At 51.2% G+C, this 21,587-nt stretch carries 16 protein-coding genes; 15 read left to right on the forward strand and 1 reads right to left on the reverse strand.

The features are described 5' to 3' along the window. Window positions 1-136 precede the first annotated feature (136 nt). From B7988_RS04830 to B7988_RS04880, 11 genes are all read left to right on the forward strand, one after another. Window positions 137-1,150 carry a tetratricopeptide repeat protein gene (locus B7988_RS04830; protein WP_283160528.1) on the forward strand — a complete coding sequence of 338 codons (1,014 nt, stop codon included), beginning with the start codon at window positions 137-139 and terminating at the stop codon, window positions 1,148-1,150. Window positions 1,151-1,238: 88 nt separating this feature from the next. Continuing rightward, on the forward strand, window positions 1,239-2,135 hold the full coding sequence (locus tag B7988_RS04835) for an HD domain-containing phosphohydrolase (protein ID WP_212668291.1): 897 nt from the start codon (window positions 1,239-1,241) through the stop codon (window positions 2,133-2,135). Window positions 2,136-2,161: 26 nt separating this feature from the next. Then, window positions 2,162-3,073: an MBL fold metallo-hydrolase gene (locus B7988_RS04840; RefSeq protein WP_088657039.1), complete on the forward strand. Its 912-nt coding sequence runs from the start codon at window positions 2,162-2,164 to the stop codon at window positions 3,071-3,073. A 24-nt stretch (window positions 3,074-3,097) separates the two neighbouring features. Then, window positions 3,098-4,264, forward strand: a complete 1,167-nt coding sequence (locus B7988_RS04845) for an HD domain-containing protein (RefSeq protein WP_088657040.1) — start codon at window positions 3,098-3,100, stop codon at window positions 4,262-4,264. 93 nt (window positions 4,265-4,357) lie between these two features. After that, on the forward strand, window positions 4,358-5,374 hold the full coding sequence (locus B7988_RS04850; protein ID WP_088657041.1) for a hypothetical protein: 1,017 nt from the start codon (window positions 4,358-4,360) through the stop codon (window positions 5,372-5,374). Window positions 5,375-5,397: 23 nt separating this feature from the next. Then, window positions 5,398-8,922, forward strand: coding sequence for an exodeoxyribonuclease V subunit gamma (locus B7988_RS04855; RefSeq protein WP_088657042.1), 3,525 nt, complete (start codon window positions 5,398-5,400; stop codon window positions 8,920-8,922). Further along, window positions 8,909-12,487: a UvrD-helicase domain-containing protein gene (locus B7988_RS04860; protein WP_088657043.1), complete on the forward strand. Its 3,579-nt coding sequence runs from the start codon at window positions 8,909-8,911 to the stop codon at window positions 12,485-12,487. Before B7988_RS04855 ends, B7988_RS04860 begins: the two co-directional genes overlap by 14 nt. After that, window positions 12,484-14,451, forward strand: a complete 1,968-nt coding sequence (locus B7988_RS04865; protein WP_088657044.1) for an AAA family ATPase — start codon at window positions 12,484-12,486, stop codon at window positions 14,449-14,451. The genes B7988_RS04860 and B7988_RS04865 overlap by 4 nt, the downstream gene beginning before the upstream one ends. Before the next feature lie 193 nt (window positions 14,452-14,644). After that, on the forward strand, window positions 14,645-15,508 hold the full coding sequence (locus B7988_RS04870; RefSeq protein ID WP_233247946.1) for a TIGR02147 family protein: 864 nt from the start codon (window positions 14,645-14,647) through the stop codon (window positions 15,506-15,508). Beyond that, entirely contained in the window at window positions 15,508-16,746 is a 1,239-nt protein-coding gene (locus B7988_RS04875) for a hypothetical protein (RefSeq protein ID WP_088657045.1), read from the forward strand. The genes B7988_RS04870 and B7988_RS04875 overlap by 1 nt, the downstream gene beginning before the upstream one ends. Before the next feature lie 24 nt (window positions 16,747-16,770). Next, entirely contained in the window at window positions 16,771-17,529 is a 759-nt protein-coding gene (locus B7988_RS04880) for a methyltransferase domain-containing protein (protein WP_088657046.1), read from the forward strand. Here the strand turns inward: B7988_RS04880 and B7988_RS15155 are convergent. After that, entirely contained in the window at window positions 17,513-18,721 is a 1,209-nt protein-coding gene (locus B7988_RS15155) for a hypothetical protein (RefSeq protein WP_073321447.1), read from the reverse strand. The two genes, B7988_RS04880 and B7988_RS15155, sit on opposite strands and share 17 nt — an antisense overlap. A 234-nt stretch (window positions 18,722-18,955) precedes the next feature. Between B7988_RS15155 and rpmH the strand changes: the two genes are divergently transcribed. From rpmH to B7988_RS04905, 4 genes are read left to right on the forward strand one after another with little or no spacing between them, the layout of a single operon-like run. Further along, complete coding sequence (gene rpmH / locus B7988_RS04890; RefSeq protein WP_072979488.1) at window positions 18,956-19,111, forward strand: 50S ribosomal protein L34; 156 nt, start codon at window positions 18,956-18,958, stop codon at window positions 19,109-19,111. Window positions 19,112-19,129: 18 nt separating this feature from the next. Further along, window positions 19,130-19,480 carry a ribonuclease P protein component gene (locus B7988_RS04895; protein WP_249268853.1) on the forward strand — a complete coding sequence of 117 codons (351 nt, stop codon included), beginning with the start codon at window positions 19,130-19,132 and terminating at the stop codon, window positions 19,478-19,480. Further along, entirely contained in the window at window positions 19,458-19,715 is a 258-nt protein-coding gene (gene yidD, locus B7988_RS04900) for a membrane protein insertion efficiency factor YidD (RefSeq protein WP_073321444.1), read from the forward strand. The genes B7988_RS04895 and yidD overlap by 23 nt, the downstream gene beginning before the upstream one ends. Further along, complete coding sequence (locus B7988_RS04905; protein WP_088657047.1) at window positions 19,712-21,580, forward strand: YidC/Oxa1 family insertase periplasmic-domain containing protein; 1,869 nt, start codon at window positions 19,712-19,714, stop codon at window positions 21,578-21,580. Before yidD ends, B7988_RS04905 begins: the two co-directional genes overlap by 4 nt. Window positions 21,581-21,587: the final 7 nt, after the last annotated feature.

Below are 21,587 nucleotides of genomic sequence, written 5' to 3' on the forward strand. Positions count from 1 at the left end.
CGAAGTGACGTAGTCGAAGGATCCAATGGAATTTATGAATTTGTTCAAATTGATAAATATTTTTTATGAATTGAGACGAGGCTTGCGTGGGCATCTCACTGCCTATAATTCTCGTAGTCTCGTTGCCCGCGGTTCCTTGCTAGTCGCCTTACTCTTCGCAATACCTGCTTTCGCGGCGCAGTCCGCGTATGATTTGATGGAACGTGCGAATGCCCTTTACCGCGACGGAAAATTCAAGCAGGCCATTACGCTTTACCGCAAGGCTGAATCTCGCGGCGCGGACCCCGTCGCCACCAGTTTCAACATCGCGAATAGCTATTACCAGCTAGAAAACTTGCCCGAGGCCGCCGCCACTTACCGCAAGGCGATTGATTTTTCGAACGGGGCTTTTTCGCCCGCGCTCTTCAACATGGCGAGCGTGTATTTTCGACTCAAGCAGTATCCCGAATGCGTGGCGGCGTATCACCGCGCGTTGAAACTGGAACCGGAAAATGTTTCCGGTTGGCTTTACTTAGGCGAAGCCTACAGTAAAACCGGCGACGCGGTCGGCGCCTTGCGTGCCATCGAAAAAGCCTACCAGCTCGACAAAGAAGACATCAGCATCGTGTACCAGCTTTCCGAAGCGAACATCTCGCTCAACGATTTTGAACGCGCCGTGACCGTGATTCGCGAAGGCTATGCCGCCCACCCCGAAGAAATCGACTTCTTGGTTTACCTAGGTGATGTTTACCGCCTGAACAAACAGTACGAAGAAAGTGCTGCCGCTTACCGCGAAGCGTTGGGGGTGCGCCCCGATGACCCGGCGACCATGTACAAACTCGCCGATGTTCTTGCCGAAGACAACAAGCCCTTTGTCGCGATGGATGTGCTCAACAATCTCACGCAAATCAAGCCCGACTTTAGCGATGCCGCCATCTTCCTCGGGAACCTAGCCTACGACGCCAAATTCCTTGACCGCGCCGAATCCGCCTACGAGCTTGCCGCAAAGCAAGGTAACACCGAAGCCGTATTCGGCTACAAGAACATGGCCTACGATGCCCACGCTCAAAAGCGCGACGACGAAGCCTTGCGCCTACTGCGCGCTGCCCAGAGCTACTTCCCGGACGATGTCACCCTGCAGGCCGACATTCTGGAATTAGAGCGAAAATAAATGGCTAGCCCTAAAAAGGGGCTTTTTTCAAAGGCAATATTTTAAAATGCCTCCATTTTAAGCGGGAAAATTATATTTTCTACTTGAAATGACCCAAGACCATTTCATTACAGTTGCAATCCTTTGGGGATCGATTCTGATGGTGATAAACATCGTCAGGTATTTTCGATTCCTTAAAAATTCGCACGACGTCCTTTCTGCGGGTAGCCGTCGTGACCGCATCTGGAAAACGATTGCTGCTGTCCTGTTGATATTTTTCTTGTTGGGGTACTTGTTCAGTGCTTTCATTGGCGATCCCGACCTGGTGATGGCGTTGATTCTTTTGGGCGGCAGCGTTTTCGTGGCAATCGTACTCACGCTGATGTTCAACTTGATCGAAACGGCCAAGTCCAGAAGTATTGACATTGCGGAAGTGCTTGTGGGCGTTATCGATGCGCGTGACCCGAACTTGAACGGTCATAGTCGCCATGTGCAGCGGCTGACGATGCTTTTTTACGAATACTTGCCGAAATCAATAACGTACAAAATCAATCCCGTAAGCCTAGAATATGCGGCGCTAATGCATGATGTGGGAAAACTGGGTGTCCCGGAGGCTATCTTGAACAAGCCCGCAAAACTGGATCCGGACGAATGGATTGTCATGAAGCAGCATCCGAAAGTGGGCGTGAAAATTCTCGAGCCGCTACAGACTTTTGCGCATATCAAGAACTGGATTCTTTATCACCACGAACGTATCGACGGGCACGGTTATTATGACCAACCCGGTGACCAGATTCCGCTGCCGGCAAGAATTATTTCAATTGCAGACACCTATTCTGCCATTACGATGCGCCGTTCCTATAAGGCGCCCAAGACGCACGAAGATGCCATCCAGATTATCAAGGATGTGGCGGGAACTCAGCTGGATGCGGAACTCGTGAAGTATTTCCTCACGATTCCGCGTGAAAAACTGATCAAGTGCATTCCTGAACAAGTGAAATATTAACAACATGGCTTTAAACAGGAGTCCTTATGAAAAAGCGTTTTCTCCCTCTCTTTGCCTTGATGGCGTCATTTGTCGCTTTCGGCTGCAGCGACACCAAAAACCAAGTTGCCGAAAAAAATGCTGAACAGGCAAAGCCTGCTGCGGAATCGGCAGAAAATGCGGCTCCTGCAGAAACGGCGAATGTTGTTCAGGTGGCAAAGACTATCACGCTTGCGAACGGAGCGAAAGTCACCTGGATTCAGGACAATCAGGGCGAAAAGCTAAACCCCCGCAGCCTCTTTAGCGACGCGAGCGATTCGCTGTTTGCAAGTTTGAACTTGCCCGACGGCATTCCCGCCTCGGTGAGCACGTTCCTGCTGCAGATCGATGGCAAGAACATCTTGTTTGATGCGGGCCTCGGCGCCTTCGGTGGTCAGACTTTGGATCGCCTCGCCGCTTTGGACGTAACTCCTGACAAAATCGATTTGATTTACTTGACGCATTTCCATGTGGACCATATTGCAGGCATGGTTACAAAAGATTCTGCCGGTAAGGACGTGAAGGTTTTCAATAACGCTACGGTATACGCAGGCAAAGTGGAATATGACGCTTGGATGAACGATATTCCGAAAAACGACTTGCAGAAAGCGGTGATGGGAATCTACAAGGATAAGCTCCATCTGTTCGCTTTCGGCGACAGCTTGCCGCATGGAGTGCTCGCGCTCGATGCCGTGGGCCATACTCCTGGCCACATCGCCTTCCAGATTTCGAACCTGCTCGTAATCGGCGACTTGATGCATGGTTATGCGTTGCAGAAGGATCACCCCGAAATCAATTCCAACTATGACATGGATAAGGAAAAATCCATCGAGAGTCGCAAGCGCCTAATGCAATACGCCCGCGACAATAAACTTACCATGGCCGGCATGCACCTGCCGCCGCCGGGATTTGCGGAATAGTTCTGCGCGGACAAGGATTTACCTATGCAATGGAATGCTGAAACAAGGGAGCGGATAGAAGCTCGGTTGAACAGTAAAGAGAACTCGCTTGCGCCTTACGCTTGCAAGTCTGCACAGGCGATTCGTTTTCACGAGGCTTCAGAAGATCTCCGCCCGAATTTTTTCCACGATTCCGACAAGATTATTCATTCTTATTGCTACAGCCGCTACATCGACAAGACGCAGGTCTTTTACCTGGTCGAAAATGACCACATTACGCACCGCGTGCTGCACGTGCAGCTGGTGGCGAAGATTGCAAGGACTATCGGGCGTTTTTTGAACTTGAACGAAGACTTGATCGAAGCAATCTCGCTAGGACACGATGTCGGCCACACGCCTTTCGGTCATGACGGCGAGCGAATCATTTCGGCATTTTTGCAGGAACAGGGTGAAGGAATTTTCGAACATAATGTTCAAAGTTTCCGCTTGTTCCACGACCTCGAAGTCTACGGAAAAGGCCTGAACCTTACCGCACAAGTGCTTGACGGAATTATCTGCCACAACGGCGAAATCTTGAAGAATGAATACGGCTGCGACCGTAGCAAGACTCCGGAAAAGTTGCTGGCGGAATACCGCGAAAGCCTCAAGGGAACTTTTAAATCGAAAGATATGGTGCCGATGACGCTCGAAGGCTGCGTCATGCGCATCTCGGACGTGATTGCGTATGTTGGCCGCGATATCGAAGATGCCATCATCTTGAAGCTGGTGAATCGCGAAAGCCTGCCCCGCGAAGTCACGGAAGTGCTTGGTGATAAGAATAGCACCATCGTTGACACGCTGATTAAGGACCTGGTCAACAATAGCATCGACAAGGAAACGCTCAGTTTCTCTCCGGCTGTTTTTGACGCTCTGAACCGCCTGAAAGATTGGAATTACAAGAACATCTACCTGAACCCGAAAAAGTCAACGCAAGACACAAAAATCAAGACGATGTTCCGGGCTGTTCTTGCCGAATGCCTCGAAGAACTCGGCTCCGACAAAAAAGTCACCGGCATCAATCACTGGTTCAGTTCCATGAGCGCCGAATATAAAGAGTCGACTCCCAAGCCGCGCGTTGTCGCCGACTATGTCTCCGGCATGACCGATGACTATCTGATGAACGCCTACAAGGAAATCGTAATCCCCAAGTCATTCGGGATTAATTTTGCCTAATTTTAGCTTTTTTTGCGTAAAATTACAAAGTGTCATTTTATGACACTATTTAAATCTATATTTACATTGTAACCTTCAACAAGGAGGCCTACAATGGCAAATGATATCTTTTACGTCAGTATCAAAACATCCAAGGCGGTGAATGCTTTCGCCTTTACCCGCAGCGAAACCGGAATCTTGGATTATGCTGGAGCTGCAACGCCTTCGGCCGATGAACTTTCGCGCATGCAGTGCGTCGAGGGAAGTGCCTATTTTACGCCTTCGTGGTATACCTACTTGCCCGAAGCATTGCAGGCAGAGATTTCGGTGTACATTCCCGTAGACATCGAGAACCTGGATGCAAACCAGTATTCCTTCTTGTTGCATGTCGGGGCGCTGTTGCTTGCGGTTGAGATGCGCGATAGTCTTTTGGTGGCGGAACTTTTGCATAGGCGTTCGATGGTGTTTGCAAACTTTACGCCGATTCTGCTGCATATCTTGAAGCCAGTGGCTCCCGAGTCGCTTTTTGCCTGGATCTACGGGGGATTCCATGGCGATGGAAACTTCTTGCAAATTTATGCGAATGATGCACCTGTTTCTACTGGCGAAACCGATACGGCGACGATTCTTTATGCGGCTGCTCGCGAGGCCCTGAAACCGGAACCCAGCAAGGAAACGGCAGAGGGTATGTTCATTCGCTATTTCAAGGGTGACGGAAATCGCAAGTTCAATTTCACCATGGGAATCGTGGGGGCGGCAAATCACCCCTGGGTCGATAGCATCGAAAAATTCGAAAAGATTTCTGGGGCAGCGACAGGATTCCATTTTGCGGACGATCCTGAAAAGGCAGGCAAGAAACGTAGCGAAATTTTTGAATCGCTCAAGGTGAAGGTGCAGGCAGAACCTTACAATCCACATGACCACAATGCCGTCAGTGTATTTATCGACGATTTGGAATCGGTGCTGAAGGGGGCCCGCAGCAAATGCAAGGCGGGGTATCTGCGGTCGACGGGTGCAGCCATTCTTCGCCATGCGCGTCCGAACTTGTACAGCTACGAATCTTCGCTTTGGCGCATCGGCGGTAATCCCGACTATTTCGAGAATGCTATTATTGTTCGGCTGAAATTCTAGCGGATATTTTTTAGATTGCAGTTATGTTGCACCTGAAATTTGCATTGAACCTCGAAAATCTCGCCGACGAAATGATCGACGAGATTTCTCGGTGTTGGAAAAATCCTTTCGAGGCTCCGATTGTCATTTTCCCGGACCCGAAACTGGAACAGTGGTTCCGCCTGCGCTGGGTGCAAAAGAAAGGGGTGCTTGCAAACCTGAACAAGAGTACCATCGACAGGTTCCTTTTCGGTATTTTGGTGGGCGAAAACGGCCGCCTTAAAAAGCTTTCTTCCGACATGCTTGCAAACGTCATAATTGCATACTTGCAGCAAGAAACGGACGGAAAGCTTAATTACCAGCTTTTGGGCGAAAGCGTCAAGGCATATCTCGAAAGCGACGGTGTGATTGACGAAAACCGGCTTTTCGATTTTGCGAACGTGATGGCGGGGCTCTTTTTGGAATACGAAACGAGCCGCCCGAGTGGTTTTATTTCGGATTCCGAAACCGGCGACAGTGCCAAGGGAATTTTGGACTGCTGGAAACAGGGAAACTTGCGTGATTTCTTTATCACGCGCGACGGTTCGGTCGCTGCAAACGAGAAATGGCAGCGAAAACTTTATTCGGCCTTGTTCCATGCTGGTGACAAGGGAAAATCGCTCTTGACGCAGGTGTTTGAAAAGTCTGCCGAAAAGAGTGGCGAAAATGTCACCTACCTGACGCTTCCGTATTTGTACGAAGCCTGCAAAACTGAAAACGGCAAGGTCAAATTCAATTACGATAGCGATCTCCCGATCTTTATTTTTGGCCTTTCGGGCATGGGGCAGTTCTACCGCGTCATCTTGCAGGAGTTTGCAAACCAGCACGAAATTTACGCCTATATTCAAAACCCCTGCATGGCGTTCTGGGAAGATTGCAGCGGCAGGCAGAAACCACTCGAAAGCATGAAACTTGCGCTCCCGCGTCTTGCGGCAGATCCTGCCGACGAAAGCGAATCGATAGACGAAGACGAAAACGAGCTTTTGCGCTATTGGGGCAAGGCAGGTCGCGACAACATCAAGCTCTGGAGTATCGCAACCGATTACAACTTTATATTCGATGGCGATTCCATTGTCGACCGTAATAAGGAAATGCCTTGCGACACCCTGCTGCATCAGGTGCAGTGGATGGTGGCCCATCGTAAGAATGTCTTCTGCGAAAATACGGATGTCCTCGATAAGATTCCGTTTGAAAAAGACGCTTCTTTCGGCGTGACAACGGCGCCTTCGAAAATTCGCGAAGTGGAAGCGCTCCATTCCCGCATTTGCAAGTTGCTTTCAGAAAAAGATGTCTTCGGAAACCCGAAAGCGACGATTGCCGATATCCTCGTGGTTTCCCCGAATATCGACGATTACCGTACGGCGATTTTTCAGGTGTTTGATCAGACCCGTGATGGGTTCCATGTTCCGTTTAACATTGTCGATTCTGCCGCCCGCGATTCACTGACGGCGAATGCGCTTTCGATTCTTTTTGCGATTCACGAAAAGGAAACGCTTTCGAGGCCCGACTTTTTTGCCCTGGTGCGTAACCCCGTGGTGCAAAATGTCCGCAGGATTCATGCTGACGAAGTTTCCAATTGGGAATCCTGGGCGTCGAATATGAATGTTTACCGCGACCGCATCGTCGACGACAACGGCGAAACCCGTCGCGAAGAATCCTGGGTGACGGCGACCCGGCGGCTTTTGCTTTCACGTTTTTCTTATGGCGGCGTAGAAACCGATTCTGGCGAAATTCAGCCCTACAGCGATATCAGCAGCTCTGACAGCAGTTCACTTTACCGATTTGTAGATGCCATTGATTCGCTTGAAAATTGGATGAACGTGGATTCGGACCTTTCGGCCATTTATCAGTTTTTGGATTCCTGGCTTTGCATGGGGAACCCTCCCAAGGAACTTGCGGGCGAAAGCGTCATTTACCACGCGGTTACTTCGGCACGTGAAAATTTGGAATACCAGTACCTTGCCGGTAGCGAGGCGATTTCGTTCAAGATTATTTCGCAGACTCTGATGTATGCGGCACGTGGTTCGGAATACAGTTGCGGAAACCTGTTTATTAACGGTCTTACTTTCATGAAATTCGCGCCGAACCGCATTGTTCCGACAAAGTACCTGTTCTTTATGGGTGCCGATGCGGCGAACTTTCCGGGGGTACGGAATACGAATACGCTTGACTTGCGCAAGTCATGCCGCCCCTGGCCTGGCGACGATTCGGTCGTTAGCAGGAACCGCTACGCTTTCCTCTGCCAGCTCATGAGTACTGCCGAGGGATTCTTCATAAGCTATGTGAATAAGGACCTGCAAAAAGACGAGGACTTTTACCCGTCGTCGATTGTTAACGACATTCGCGGATTCCTGAGGAATGCGGCGAAGGCTGCTGGCGTGACGGATGTTTCGACTCTCAAGAACTTGTGGCCCGACGACAATATCCCGCTGGATGAAACGCGCCCGTGGGAAATGCTATTTACCCAGCGCGAGATTCGTAATAAGAAGGCGCATCTGGAATTCGGCAATGACCGCGATGTGGTCAACTTTACACCCGACCCCGAAAATGGCGAAGACCCGCGCCTCCCCGAACAGGTGAGTGTCTATCAGTTCAAGGAGTTTCTCAAGGATCCTTTCGTGTTCCGCGTCGGCCAGATGATGCAAATCGAAGACGAAAAGGAAGACCCCGAAAAGACGGAATTCGAGCCTGTCCTTGTTGACAAGTTGCAAGAGACGATTTTGCGCCGCATGCTGCTTGCCCAAATGTTGGGTGTCTTTGAAAACGATCATTTGACCACATGGGATGACATCCGCACTTATGCCCTTTCCAAGGGGCTTTTGCCCAAGGGGGCTTTCAGCGAACGCATCTGGAATGACATCCTTGATGAAACAAAGTGCTGGGCCAACTTGATTGCCGGTTTGTATCGTAAGCCTGATTTTCGGTATGGCCGAAAGACCGTCGAACTCAAGATGAATGGCTGGACACTGCTAGGGACTATTCCCCTGTATGTGCAGAACGACAGGTGCATTCACCTGATTGATACGGCGGGTGTTGAAATCCACCAGTACCATTTTTTGACGGGTTATGTCCAGGCGCTTGCACTCATTTGCGAGGCGGGGCAGAAAAACGAACCTGTTCCTGAAATTTTCATCGACTGCTATTCCAAAAAGATATGGCAAGCGAAGCCTGTCCGGCGGACTCCCGTCGAAGCGGAACAGCTGCTTGAAAAGATTTACCGCAAAATGTTTGCGGTGCAGATGGATACGAGCGGAAAGTGGGAACGCTACAGCAAGGTTCTCCCGATTGACATGGTGTCCGAAAACAAAGTTGAATCTTACGACGATTACATCAAGGCGTTCAATGACGAAAACCATTCGCCTTGGAAATATTTCGCAGGCGCCAAGTTGTTCGATATCAAGAAGGTCAGCGGGTTCCCCGAAAAATACTTTATGGATCTCTGGAACAAGGAATGTCAGGACCTCAAGGAATTGACTCCCGATTTGTGGACTTCCGATGTGATAGGAGGGACCGTCGATGACCCAGATTAAGCTTTTTAACATTGATGATTTTCATCTCGGCAATAACCTCTATATCGATGCTTCGGCAGGAACGGGCAAGACATACACCATCCAGCAGTTGGTGGCAAAACTGGTGCGTGGCGAAAATGGCCGCGCAGGTATTCCGCTTTCGAAAATTTTGATTGTCACTTACACCGACAAGGCGACCGGTGAACTTCGCGACCGTATCCGCCAAAAGATGGAAGACTGCCTCGCCGAAGAAAATCTGGAATGCTACCGCGAAGCCTTGCAGAATATCCATACGGCACCGATTTTTACCATCCATTCCTTTTGCCAGAAGGTGTTGCACGATTTTGCTTACGAGGCGGGTTCTTCCTTTAACTTGGAAGTCGTTTCGGACGACGGCATCGAAACCTTGATTCAGCGACTGATTCGTGATAAGTGGTCTTTCGAAACGGAATTCATGAACATGCTGAATTCTTCGAAATTCAAGATGAACTTGTTCGTCAAGAATTTTGTGAATGCGGCCAAGTTTATGTTGCAGAATCGCGAGGCAAAAAAATTTGAACCCGACTACAGCACTCTTGAAGGAATTTTGCAGTGGGCTCCTGGAGCGCGTAACGCGTGGAATGTATTGCTCAAGAACAAGGGCGAAACTTACGAAGAAGTCCTCAAGACGAAAACGAATATTCTAAAACTGTCGGATTTTATCGCTGCCATAAAGGCTTACAAGGGTGACGATAAGCTTTTCCCGAGGACGTTTACGAAAAAATGGCGAGGCGTCTGGGAAAGCGACGAATTGAATGCGGCGGTCGATTTTTTCTTTGACCTCAAGGATATGGATTTGCAGAAGGCCGCCCTAGAGGTGTTCCAGAAATTCATTTTCGACCATGTGAAAGACCTAGTGGAACTTTGGCAAAAAGAAAAGCGCGAAGGCAAAGCGCAGTCGTTCAGCGACATGATCAATGATGTCCACGAATCGGTTTTAAATGGTAGCGGCGAACTGGTGCAGAAACTGCGCGAAACGTATCGCTACGCCATCATCGACGAATTCCAGGATACGAACCAGTTACAGTGGGATATCTTCAAGACGATTTTCTTGGAGTCCCCTGATAACAACATCGTCGTCGTGGGCGATCCGAAGCAGTCTATCTTTTCGTTCCAAGGGGCCGATGTGGGTGTTTATCGCCACGCCATTGCCGAAATCGGCGAGAAGAATGGGCGCAGGCTTTCGACAAACTACCGTTCCAGCGACGATATCATCGAGGCCTGCAACGAACTGTTCCAGGGCGATTTCCTTGAAAATGGCGACTTCTCGAAATCGGATGTCCCGGTGGACAAGTTGAAAAAGCAGCCTCCTGTTTTGAATGGCGAAAAGACGGCACCCTTGTGGATTTCGAACGTGTCGGACGAATACGAGTTTGCAGAATTCGCGGTGCGTAAAATCGTCGAATGTTGTGCTCCCAGTGCAGGTGATTTTTCCAAGACATCGCTGCGGGTTTTCGACAAGGACAAAAAAGAACTGCGGAATGTGCGCTTCTCGGATTTTGCCATTCTTTCACGTACCCGAAGCGAGATGACTGCCTTGGAAAGCGCCATGGCGCAGGTGGGTATTCCTTATACCCGCTACAAGGATACGAATCTTTTTTACGGCAAGGAATGCGCCCATTGGATTTCGCTGTTGAAAGCTTTGGATGCCCCGGATTTTTCCAGTTGGAATCGCAAGTTCCTGAACGAGGCCTTGATTACAGACTTTTTCAGGGTTCCCCTGGAACGCGTTGAGGATGAATCGTTCATTTATCCGACTGGCGACATCATGAAGCTTTTTGTTGGTTGGCGTCAGTTGGTGGCGAAAGGCCGCTGGGCGGAACTTCAGGAAAGCATTTATCAGGAAACGGAAATCGACAAGTATCTGAGTACGCCCGCAACGTTGCAGCAGTTGGCGAAAGTCAAGCAAATCGGGACTTACATTTTTGACTACCTGTACAATAATCAGGTCTCGCTGGAAGAAGTTATCAAGCACCTGCAAGGGCTTGCGAATTCTTCGGAAGATGTCGATGACGCCGATGGAAACCTAGTCGCGAAGGGGAGCGATTTTGATGCCGTGAACCTCATGACAATCCACGCTTCTAAGGGCCTCGCTTTCCCGATTGCGATTATTACTGGCGGGCTTCGTGGGGATAATTACCGCAAGGAACGTGAACCGTTCTCTTTCGATTACGAAGGGCAAAAATACATCGGCTTTGATGCCGGAGTTTCTAGCGAGACGAGTAAAAGAGAGAACCATGCGGAATGGCGCAGGCTCATTTACGTGGCATATACCCGCGCTGAATCATTGATGATTGTTCCGCAGTATAAAATCTGGTTCGAAGATGATGATAAAACGGTTAAGCCGAATAAACCTTTTGCCTTCTTGGCGAATGCCATTGCGCGACTTTCCGAAACGGATTTTGCGCGCACCTGTCAGGACGATTCTCATGCTGATTCCTATGCGACGGCAAGCGCTTCGCAACTTAAAAAAATAGTAGCCCAGATTTTGCGCAACGCAAAAAATGAAAAGCCCGACGATAGCAGATTGCCCGATTTCGAATCGTTGCAGAACAAGGTGAATGACGCCTGCATTTACCAGTATTCCTATTCAAGCCTGGCTTCTAAAAAGCGCGTGCTTGAAAATCGCGAAGATTTTTACGACAACGGAGAAATTTCTGTCGATGGGAATCGCGCAAACCGTGAAGACTTTATCGAGGCGGGCAGCGGAACTAACAGCATCTTGATAGATGATGCATCTGCGTTGGTGCAACCCTGCGCAAATTACGACAAGAATGCACCTGTCGCAGGTGTCGCGAATTATCCCCGCGGCGCGAATTTGGGCGATGCCTTGCACAAGGTTTTTGAAAATCTGGATTTTGAAACCGTCGGAAATTTGCCTGACGAAAATGCGGCTCGCGAAGACGCAACCCTGCGCAATCTGATCGTCGAAACTTATCAAGGCAATTCGATTCATATTCAGGAACACCCCGAATGGAACGACTTGACGGCGGGCTTTATCTGGAATACCATGAATGCGGAACTCCCCGAAATTCACGGGAGCATTGCTACCGGAAAAACATTCCGCCTCAAGGATTTGCCTGCCGCTACGCGCCGTGCCGAAATGGGGTTTCATCTAGATAGCCACGGCGAAGAATCGTCTTGGATGAATTGCCTGTGCAAAGGATTTATCGACTTGATGTTTGTCCGCAAGGGCGACGACGGCGAAGATTACTATTCGATTCTGGACTGGAAATCTGACGTGATGGACGATGCCGATTACAGCGACAAGGACGCCCTTTCGCAAAAGATCGAAGAGGAATATTCTATCCAGCGCGTACTTTACAGTTATTTGCTGATTAAGTGGCTTAAACAATTTTATGGAGAAGACGAACCGCAGATTTTTGAAAAGCATTTCGGCGGCATCTACTATGCACTTGCCCGCGGCACTAACGCCGGGACCTGCAACGGCATTTATTGCCAAACATGGAAGAGCTACAGTGACCTTGAAAAGAGCTACCGCAATGTCGCTGCCCTGATGAAGCGTAGCACGAAGGAGTCCGCATGAGTGTTGTAAACGTCAATGGTTCGGTCGCGGAATACTTCTCCCTGCTTCGTGAAATGCGCGGGATTTCTCCCATCGCCGAAAAGATGCTGAATCTGCTCTGCGCATTGCAACAGAAACCGCAACTGTCTTTCGAGGCGCAAAAGGTTCTGCTCATTTACCTCTCCTTATTGGAAGACGGCAACACCCGCATTCCTCTCGATGCCGAAAGGCTCTATGCTAAATGGGAACAGAAGTGGAACGGTCTCGTGGTTCAGGCGGAAAGCCGCGACGCCTTAAAAAGCTTCAAGCGTACGGAACCATACCTGGCCGCAGATACATTCAAACCGCTTATCATGAGTGGGGTGCGAGATATTGCCGCGGGCAAGTACACGCAAATTATAGGTGACAATGCGACGCCGTTGCGCTTACAGCAAACGCCCCGATGCGACTATCTGATTTCGGCGAAGCATCTCGAAGACAAGAACCACATCGAAAACATTTTCAAGTCGGGCTTCTTCAAGGAATCTTTGCTTGATGGCGCCGCCGTGCAACTGGCCAAGGATTTTGTACAGGGGTTGCTCCGTGAAGGTTCGCCGATTCATTTCGATGACCGTCAGGCCGAAGTCATCGCTCGCGGTGTATCGCAGAATTTGATTGTCACGGGCGGGCCCGGCACCGGAAAGACGACCGTTATCGGATTCTTGCTCTGGAAACTTTTTGCAAGCGATGCGGACTACTTGAATTGGGATTTGTACATGGCTGCTCCGAGCGGTAAGGCGGCTGACCGCCTCGCCGAAAGTATGGACGATACCTTGCATGAAATTTCGACGGCGGCCTGCGACGAAAATCCCCGTTTTGTAGAAAAGCTCGCCAAGGCATCGAGCTATACCTTGCATAGGCTTTTGAAATACAGCGTTGCGAAGGGCGGTTTCACTTTCAATTCCGGCAATCCGCTTCCCGAAAAGGCGATTTACATCATCGACGAAGCGAGCATGATTGACGTTTCGTTATTTGCCGCTTTTTTGCAGGCGCTCCCGCCCAGCGGAAACTTCAAACTGTTCATTTTGGGCGATCCGAATCAGTTGCCCTCGGTTGATGCAGGCGCCGTACTCGGCAACATTCTGGAATTCGACTACAATTTCGTCGTCAAGCTGATTCGTTCCAACCGATTCAACGACGAGTCTAGAATCGGCGTGCTGGCGGGTAAAATCCAGCGCGGCGAAGAAGTCGCTTTCGAGGCCGCCCCCTTTAATGCTCGCGCGACTTATTGGGAAGAACGCGATAGCGTTCACCTGATAGACCTCGACCAAGGTCAAACGCTTTCTCGTCGGGAGGAACTCCGCGCCGTCGAAAATCTGGTCCGCAAGTGGAGCCTGAAATTCTACGCCCCGCTTATGGACCTTGCAGAAAAAGTCGATCCGGATATTCCTTCGGAATGCGTGACGCCCGAACAGCGGTCCATTTGCGAAAAACTTTGGGATGCGGCGAACCAGGCGAGAATCCTTTCGGCAGAAAGGCGCGGCAACCGCGGTGTCGAAACGCTGAACCAGATTGTCGCCGAAACGCTCACCCCAAATTCGTCAACACGGTTCGTAGGGCAAATCCTGATTTTCAATCGCAACCAGAATGAATTTAAGTTGTATAATGGCGACACGGGGATCGTGGTTAAATCGAATCGCCATGAGCAGTACTTCTTAATGCTTAAAAAGCAGTCCAAATTCGTCTTCTACCCGCTTTCGTATTTCGCAGAAGATTGCCTGGAGCCCTCTTTTGCCATCACCATCCACAAATCGCAGGGGTCCGGCTACCCGAATGTTATGATGTTCCTGCCGACGCGCAAGGGGCATCCGCTTTTGAATCGGCAAATCTTGTATACGGGCATCACCCGCACCAAAAAGCAGTCGCTCTCCATCGTCGCTACCCCCGAGACATTCAAGGCGGCCTGCGAGACGGTCATCGAACGCGACACGGGTATCGAGCTGTAAGACTCGGTGTTTTTGCTCGCGGTGGCCTGTTTTCGCTGCCAAAATCCTTGAAATTAGAGAAATTCCGCGATTTTCCTAAAAATCGCATTTTGGGGGCTTTTGAGGTGTTGAGAATTGCTGTTGTAAAAAAAGCAACGGAACTTTATAACTCTCAACGGATTGTAAACATTTTCTATCTATATTTGGGTAAATTATGGCTATGCCCGAAGTATTAGACTATTTGGAATACCGCGAGTTCCTGAAGGATTGGTTTGTCGAAACCAAGAAAGGCAGCCCCTTCACCTCGTACCGCTATCTTGGCCAGAAGACCGGCGTCGACCCGGCCTGGCTTGTTCGCGTATTCCAGAAAGAGGGCCATTTGAACGAGGGCACGCTCCCGGCGTTCATTCGCATTTGCGGACTCGATGACCGCCGTGCCGAATACTTCAAGACTTTATACCGTTTCAACAAGACCAAGGCCAAGCAGACCCTTTCGGAACTGTACTACCGGCTCATGGAACTGCGCTCCATGGAGACCCGAATCTTGTCTACGCCGGAACTTTCGTATTTCGGCAGCTGGGCATGCGCCGCACTCCGCGCCCTGATTGGCATTACCAAGGACACTAGCGATATCGGCAAGCTCGGCAAGAGTTTGAATCCTGCCATTTCGCAGGACGAAGCACGCTCCGCACTCGGCATTTTAAAGCAGCTTGGCCTTGTGGTGCCCGATGGCAACGGCGGTTGGAACATTACCGACCAGATTATCAGTACCGGCGGCGAAGTCAAGAGCCAGGCGGTTCGCGACTTCCACAGGCATACGATCGAACTTGCGCAAGAATCGATCGACCGTCACAAACCCGAAGAACGCGATATTTCGTCTGTGGTGTTTACTGCCGACGAATCCGACCTGCCTGAAATCCGCCACCGTATCGAAGAATTCCGTAGAGGTCTGTTGCAGTTTGCCCGCAAGAGCGAACGCGCCGACCGTGTGTATGCTTTGAATATTGCGATGTTCCCTTTGTCTGATAAAGTGGACGACCCTGATACCGGAGCCGCTCCGCAAAACAAGGGGGTGTAATGCGCAACCTCAACGAAAATTTCTATTTTTGGGATGTGTTGAAGGATACTCCCGCAAATATGGCTAAGTTCGCCGTGACCTCGATCCTTGCCCTTTCTTTCGGGCTTGGTCTTGTTGCATGTGGCGAAACCAAAACAGCCGGCGGTGGCCCGAGCGGTACCGAAGCGGGTAACGCAATTACCGCACAGATTTTGACAGCCGAAAAGTCTCCGGCGGCTCTCGCCAAGGTCCGTCTCATGGACAGCGAAGCTCTCGGCGACGAAAAGGCTTATTCTGCCGAAGCTGACAAGGACGGCAATGTGACTATCGAAGGCGTTGAAGACGGCGACTACACGCTCGAAGCGAAACTCGCTGGCGAAGCCTTGCAGATTCCGGTCCAGGTGAACGGTGCAAGTGTCGACCTCGGTAAGGACCGACTCAAGAAAACCGCAACCGTTTCGGGTAGCGTGGGCGACAAGTCCCTGAAGGGTGTTGTCAAGGTTCGCGGCCTGGAACATTCCGCCAAGGTAAAAGACGGCAACTTCACGCTGGATTCCCTGCCCGAAGGCGTGCTCAGCCTGGTGTTCATTCCCGATGTCGAAGACGTCGATACCAGCAGCACTTACTTGAAGGTCCTCGCAGGCGAAAGCACTGTGTCCGGCACGTTCGCTGACGAAAGCCGAGCCCTGTTGCTCGAAGACTTCCAGGATTCCAACTACCAGAACCGCTTTATGCCGGCACGTACCTACGATGGTGGTTGGTGGTATTTTGACTTTGCCGACAACGTGACCCCCGACTTCATTATCGGCGAAAACCATCTCTTTACGCTTGCGAACGAAGACGGAAACATCTCTGCTCACGTGGCGGCCCACTTCGGCGATATCGTCAAGGATTCTACCGGAGTCGCTCATTGGCCCTGGGCAACCATGGGTGTCGAACTGGGCAAGAGCGACAAGGCCCTTTGCAATGACATCTCGTCGGTGGATTCCGTCGCCTTCCGCATCAAGGGTATCGGTTCCGTGGTGTTTAACATCATTGATTCCAATCTGAAACCGGACCACCAGAAATTGATCCAGTCCGAATACGGCCTTGATAGCGTATGGGTGCGAGTGAGCGTGCCGCTGCCGGCCGACAAGGCCGCCTTCAAGTGCGTGAACCAGTTGGCGTGGGATTTCAAGACGATCGACGGCTACGCAGAAGTCTGGCTCGACGATGTCGAACTGATCGGTGGCGATCGCCTCTCCATTTGGGAGAAATAGTTATACGTCATTGCGAGGAACGGAGTGACGAAGCAATCCAATGGTAACGTAGTTCATTCGGTAAAATCAAACCAAGAAGACATCTACAAGAATTTAGAAGCCGTGGTGCGCAAGTACGCTGCCACGACTTTTTTGCGTCCGGTCGCGGACCATACCCGCGAAGCGTTTGAAATGGCCTCGGATTTCGTGTGCTCTTTTTATGGGTCTAAGGCTACAGGGCGCTTGGATCTTGTGCTGGATTCCGGCTGCGGTACCGGCGAAAGCACTCTGCACCTGGCAAGGAAATTCCCGAATGTCCCGGTCATAGGAATCGACAAGTCGGCGGTGCGGCTCTCAAAAGCCGGCAACGAGCGGCAGCTCGAAGTTTCGGCGGGTGCCTCCTGCGATGTTCCGGCGAATGCCTTCTGGGTGCGTGCGGAACTGTTGGATTTCTGGCGCCTCGCGCTCGATCGCGTGCAGGCGGGCGAGTGGAATGTCCTGCACCATGCGCTCTATTACCCGAACCCCTGGCCCAAGGAAAGCGAGGCTACTCGGCGCTTTCATTTGCACCCGATTTTTCCGGTACTCATGCGCCTGAGCCCAGTCACGGAACTTCGCACGAATTGGGAAATCTATGCCCGCGAATACAAAGAAGCCGCCTGCATTGCAGGCGACTGCCTTTCGCTAAATCTTGATGTCGAGTGCGCGGCGTTTAATCCAGAAAATCCTGAAACCGCCTTCGAACGCAAGTATCAAACCGCCGGCCAGGAATTATACAGGACGCTGGTTAGAGTCTGTCCTTAAGCCACGTGAGGAATGCGCGGTTCTTGCGCGTGAACTTCACTTCGATTTCGGCGCCTTCCTTCACGATGAATTCCGAAAGACCGTACTTGCTGTTCGGATTGCCCCAGTCGTAAGTATAACCCAGGCGAGTCCACGGACCGGCGTCCCTGTTGCGCGATGCGCTTTCCTTGTCGAACCAGTTCTTGAACCACATGGCGTTAGCCGTCGTGTCTTCTTCGAGCGTGTTCGTGAAGGTCGTATTCATCATGTTGCTATTGATTTCGGGGAAGTATGCCGGGCGGAATACGTCGGTTACCCTTACCCAGAACACGGTAAAGTACCTGTTGTCCGATTCGGGAGACTTACCCAAGAGCTGCTTCAAACGGATATCCCAGTTGTCCACCTTGTCGTTGTTTTCGCGGAACCATTTCAGGAATTCCTTGTCGGTGTAGGCCCAAAGCACTTCGCCGTCTTTCAGGGTGGTCAATTCGCCATCCTTGAAACGGTCCGGATTGTTGTGCCATGTGACGAGAATGACCTGGGTGTTGTCGCCGCTCATGCTTGCCATGTCGGAACCTTCTTCGATGGTAACCAGCGGGTAAATGTCGTCAGTACCCAGTTTCTTGGAATTTTCGCGGGCGGCCTTGTACTCTTCGCGGTAAAGCGAGTCGCGGTTCATGAAGGTTACCACGTTACCCTTGGTGTCGATCACGTCGCAGTAAGGAATGTTCGGGTAACCGGCGGCCACTTCGTTCTTTTCGAAGGATTCACTCAAAAGGTCGTCGTTGTGCGAGAACAGGTTGTCGTTTTCGAGGAACGAAATCACGATCTTGCAGAAGCCCTTGTCCGGAATCTTCACGGCGTAGGGGAAGGGTTTCTTGCCGTTGTCGGTGGTGTCAAGCGAGAGCTTGGTCTCGTCGACGCCGCAAGAGTATTCGTACTTGTACAGCGGGGCAATACCCGGCTTCATTTCGCTAATGAACAGGTTGTCTTGTTCGTGGCTCCAGCCCGGTTTCACCACGATCTTCTGGGAGCCAAGTGTCATGTACTGAGGCATCACGTCTTCGCAGTAGAAGGCGGTCTGGCGGAACACGCCGATAATACCGGTCTTGTTTCTGTAGACATCGGGGTCTCTCGGGTTGAGCCCCCTGGCGCATCCGACGATCAGGGTGGCCACCGAAAGAGAAATTGCAAGTAGTGTTTTCTTCTTCATAGCGGTTGGAAATATAATTTTTTTTCGAATGCCGCCCCGACCTGGTTGTGCGGGCGTCGGGCGGGAGTCTTCAAAATAGATGTTGATAGATTGTTGATAAGTTGAATCGTCTGCGGGAAAATCGTAAAAATGTCCGTAAAACTTGCTTACACGGCCCTCCGACCCCTTGATTTATCTAGGAATTTTTCTAATTTTGAGACTCAAAAAATTTGACTTTTAATAAAGGTTACTACAATGAAAAGAACATTCCAGCCTCATAATCGTAAGCGCGCCAACAAGCATGGTTTCCGTGCCCGCATGGAAGACCGTTGGGGTCGTGCTGTTCTGAGCCGTCGTCGCGCCAAGGGTCGCAAGCGCCTCACCGTGAGCGACACCATCTACAAAAAGTAGGATTGGCTCATAGCCTCGTTGCGCTCCTATAGGCTGCCTAACCAGCCAGCTTATCGGCAAGTAGCCGTCCATGGGAAGTTCATCCGCACGCCGTCTTTCACGATGCGTTGGATAGAAAGCCCGGACGGTTTTTGTCGTTTTTGCTTTTTGGCAAAAAAGAAGAACGGTAACGCTGTTTACCGCAACAAGTGCCGTAGATTACTGCGGCCCCTGTTTTTTGAAAGGGTTCCCCATATCGCAAAGCCCGTGTGGGCGATGATTATCGTGAGCGACAATTCCGAGGTCATGTCCTCGGCGCGCATGCGCGAATCGGCGCTCAAGGTCTTCAAGAAGATGGAATGGACCGATGGCTTGGACGCACAAGGTTAACGAAGTCCTGAAAGGCGCCTTGATTGTGCCTATCCGGCTGTACCAGTTGATTCACCCCTATTTTTTTCACGGGGTATGCAGGTTCCAGCCGACATGCTCACAGTACGCGATTGAAGCAATCCAGGTGCATGGCGTGTTCAAAGGTTTCTTTCTTGCGGTTTATAGAATTTTAAGATGCAACCCGTTTTGCAAGGGCGGCTATGACCCGGTCCCGCCCAAAAAGGAAAAGAGATGAACAAGAATACTCTTATCGGATCAGTCCTTATCGCAGCCATCATGATTTGGTGGTTCTCCATGACGAGCGCAAACAACGAAGCTGCCGAAAAGGCCAAGCTCGCAAAGCAGGCTGCAGCGAAGGAAGCCGCCGCCCAGGTCGCCGATTCTGCCGAATCTCCGTCCGCAAGCGGGCTCGTGCTCCCCGGCGCAACTGCCGAGATCAAGGCTGCCCCAGTTCTTGGAAATTCGGAATCCGGAATTCAGAATTCGGAATTGAAGGCAGCGGGAGATACATCAAGTGTCGTTACAAGCGATTCTTCCTCTGCCGCCGTCGAAGCCCCGAAGGTGATTGCACCGCGCACGGTCACGGTCGAAACCGACAAGTTCATCATGACCCTTTCTAACAAGGGCGGCAAGGTCCAGAGCGTTATCGTCAAGGCCCTGCCGGATTCCGCAAACCATTTCCCCGAACTCATTCAAGATACCGCGCTCGGCGCCCTCGACCTGAACCTCGGCGGTGCCGACCTTTCCGAAGTTATGTTCAATGTAGACGCTCCGGAATGGATCAATGTCGAAAACGATACCACGGTGCAGTTCGTCTTTACCGATGCTAACGGCAACCAGCTGGTTCGTAGCTACGGTTTCACCAAGGCCGGCGTCGCAGTCCGTCAGGTGAACAAGTTCAAGGGTTTCCGCGTCGACAAGTACGAGCTCTCCTGGAAGGGCGGCATGCGTGAAACCGAAGAATTCCCGAAGGGCAAGAGCTTCGGCGGTACCAGCTATTTCTTTAGCGAAGTGATTTTCAAGAACAACGAAATTACCGAACGCGAAACATTCAACGATGCCATGACCTTCGACAACGCCAACTACTACTGGGTCGGCATGCGCCGTAAGTACGTGGCCATGTCGGTGCAGTTCGATTCTCCGGTGCCCGCCCAGGTCAAGGCCAAGCACATCAACCTGGCTACCGAGGGCAACCCGGATCCGGGTACCTACAGCCTCTCCATTGCAGACGCCGTGCGCGGCGATTCCGTTGCCTACAACTTTATGGTGCTCCCGCTGGAATGGGCCGAAGTCGAATCGCTCGGCCAGGGCTACGAAAAGATTATCGTGACCGGTTCCAAGTGGTTCCCCGGTTCCAGCGTCTGGTTCGTGTGGATTTGCGCCATGCTCCTCAAGCTGCTCAAGTTCTTCTACTCCATCATTCCGAACTACGGCGTCGCCATTATCCTCGTGACCTTCATCGTGCGCGGCATTACGACCCCGTTCACCATCAAGCAGCTCAAGTCGACTTCTGCCATGAGCAAGCTCAAGCCGCAGCTCGACGAGATCAACGTGAAGTACCGTAGCGATCCGCAGAAGAAGCAGGCCGCCATCATGGAACTCTACGCCAAGAACGGCGTGAACCCGCTCGCCAGCTGCACCGGCGGCTGCCTCCCGATGATTATCCAGATGCCGATTTTCATGGGCCTTTTCTTCGTGCTCGGTCGCGCCGTCGAACTCCGCGGCATGCCGGCCTTCCTCTGGATTACCGACCTCAGCCGTAGCGACGTGATCTTCCACGGCTTCAGCATTCCGTTCCTCATGCCCGATGGCCTCGCTCTCCTCCCGTGGATCATGGTGGTCACTACCTACTTCCAGACCAAGGTAACCATGAGCGGCAACGGCGCCATGGACCCTGCCCAGGCTAAGATGATGACTTGGATGATGCCGGCCATGATGTTCCTCTTCAGCGCGGTGATGCCGTCTGGCCTTGTGCTCTACTGGATCGTGTCCAACTTCTGGAGCATCATTCAGTACAAGATCATCCGCCGCGACAACGGCAATAACGGCCCGAAGACCGTGAATGGCAAGAAGGTCGTCGACGCTGAAATCGTGAAGTAATAGCTCT

Source organism: Fibrobacter sp. UWB1, assembly GCF_002210325.1.
Lineage (GTDB): Bacteria > Fibrobacterota > Fibrobacteria > Fibrobacterales > Fibrobacteraceae > Fibrobacter.

What these genes read in the sequence shown, in the direction of transcription:
- B7988_RS04870 (WP_233247946.1), top strand. Translation starts at nt 14,645, where the DNA reads ATGGCTATGCCCGAAGTATTAGACTATTTGGAATACCGCGAGTTCCTG.
- B7988_RS04835 (WP_212668291.1), top strand. Translation starts at nt 1,239, where the DNA reads ATGACCCAAGACCATTTCATTACAGTTGCAATCCTTTGGGGATCGATT.
- B7988_RS04905 (WP_088657047.1), top strand. Translation starts at nt 19,712, where the DNA reads ATGAACAAGAATACTCTTATCGGATCAGTCCTTATCGCAGCCATCATG.
- yidD (WP_073321444.1), top strand. Translation starts at nt 19,458, where the DNA reads ATGGCTTGGACGCACAAGGTTAACGAAGTCCTGAAAGGCGCCTTGATT.
- B7988_RS04865 (WP_088657044.1), top strand. Translation starts at nt 12,484, where the DNA reads ATGAGTGTTGTAAACGTCAATGGTTCGGTCGCGGAATACTTCTCCCTG.
- B7988_RS04875 (WP_088657045.1), top strand. Translation starts at nt 15,508, where the DNA reads ATGCGCAACCTCAACGAAAATTTCTATTTTTGGGATGTGTTGAAGGAT.
- rpmH (WP_072979488.1), top strand. Translation starts at nt 18,956, where the DNA reads ATGAAAAGAACATTCCAGCCTCATAATCGTAAGCGCGCCAACAAGCAT.
- B7988_RS04860 (WP_088657043.1), top strand. Translation starts at nt 8,909, where the DNA reads ATGACCCAGATTAAGCTTTTTAACATTGATGATTTTCATCTCGGCAAT.
- B7988_RS04840 (WP_088657039.1), top strand. Translation starts at nt 2,162, where the DNA reads ATGAAAAAGCGTTTTCTCCCTCTCTTTGCCTTGATGGCGTCATTTGTC.
- B7988_RS15155 (WP_073321447.1), bottom strand. Translation starts at nt 18,721, where the DNA reads ATGAAGAAGAAAACACTACTTGCAATTTCTCTTTCGGTGGCCACCCTG.
- B7988_RS04850 (WP_088657041.1), top strand. Translation starts at nt 4,358, where the DNA reads ATGGCAAATGATATCTTTTACGTCAGTATCAAAACATCCAAGGCGGTG.
- B7988_RS04855 (WP_088657042.1), top strand. Translation starts at nt 5,398, where the DNA reads ATGTTGCACCTGAAATTTGCATTGAACCTCGAAAATCTCGCCGACGAA.
- B7988_RS04845 (WP_088657040.1), top strand. Translation starts at nt 3,098, where the DNA reads ATGCAATGGAATGCTGAAACAAGGGAGCGGATAGAAGCTCGGTTGAAC.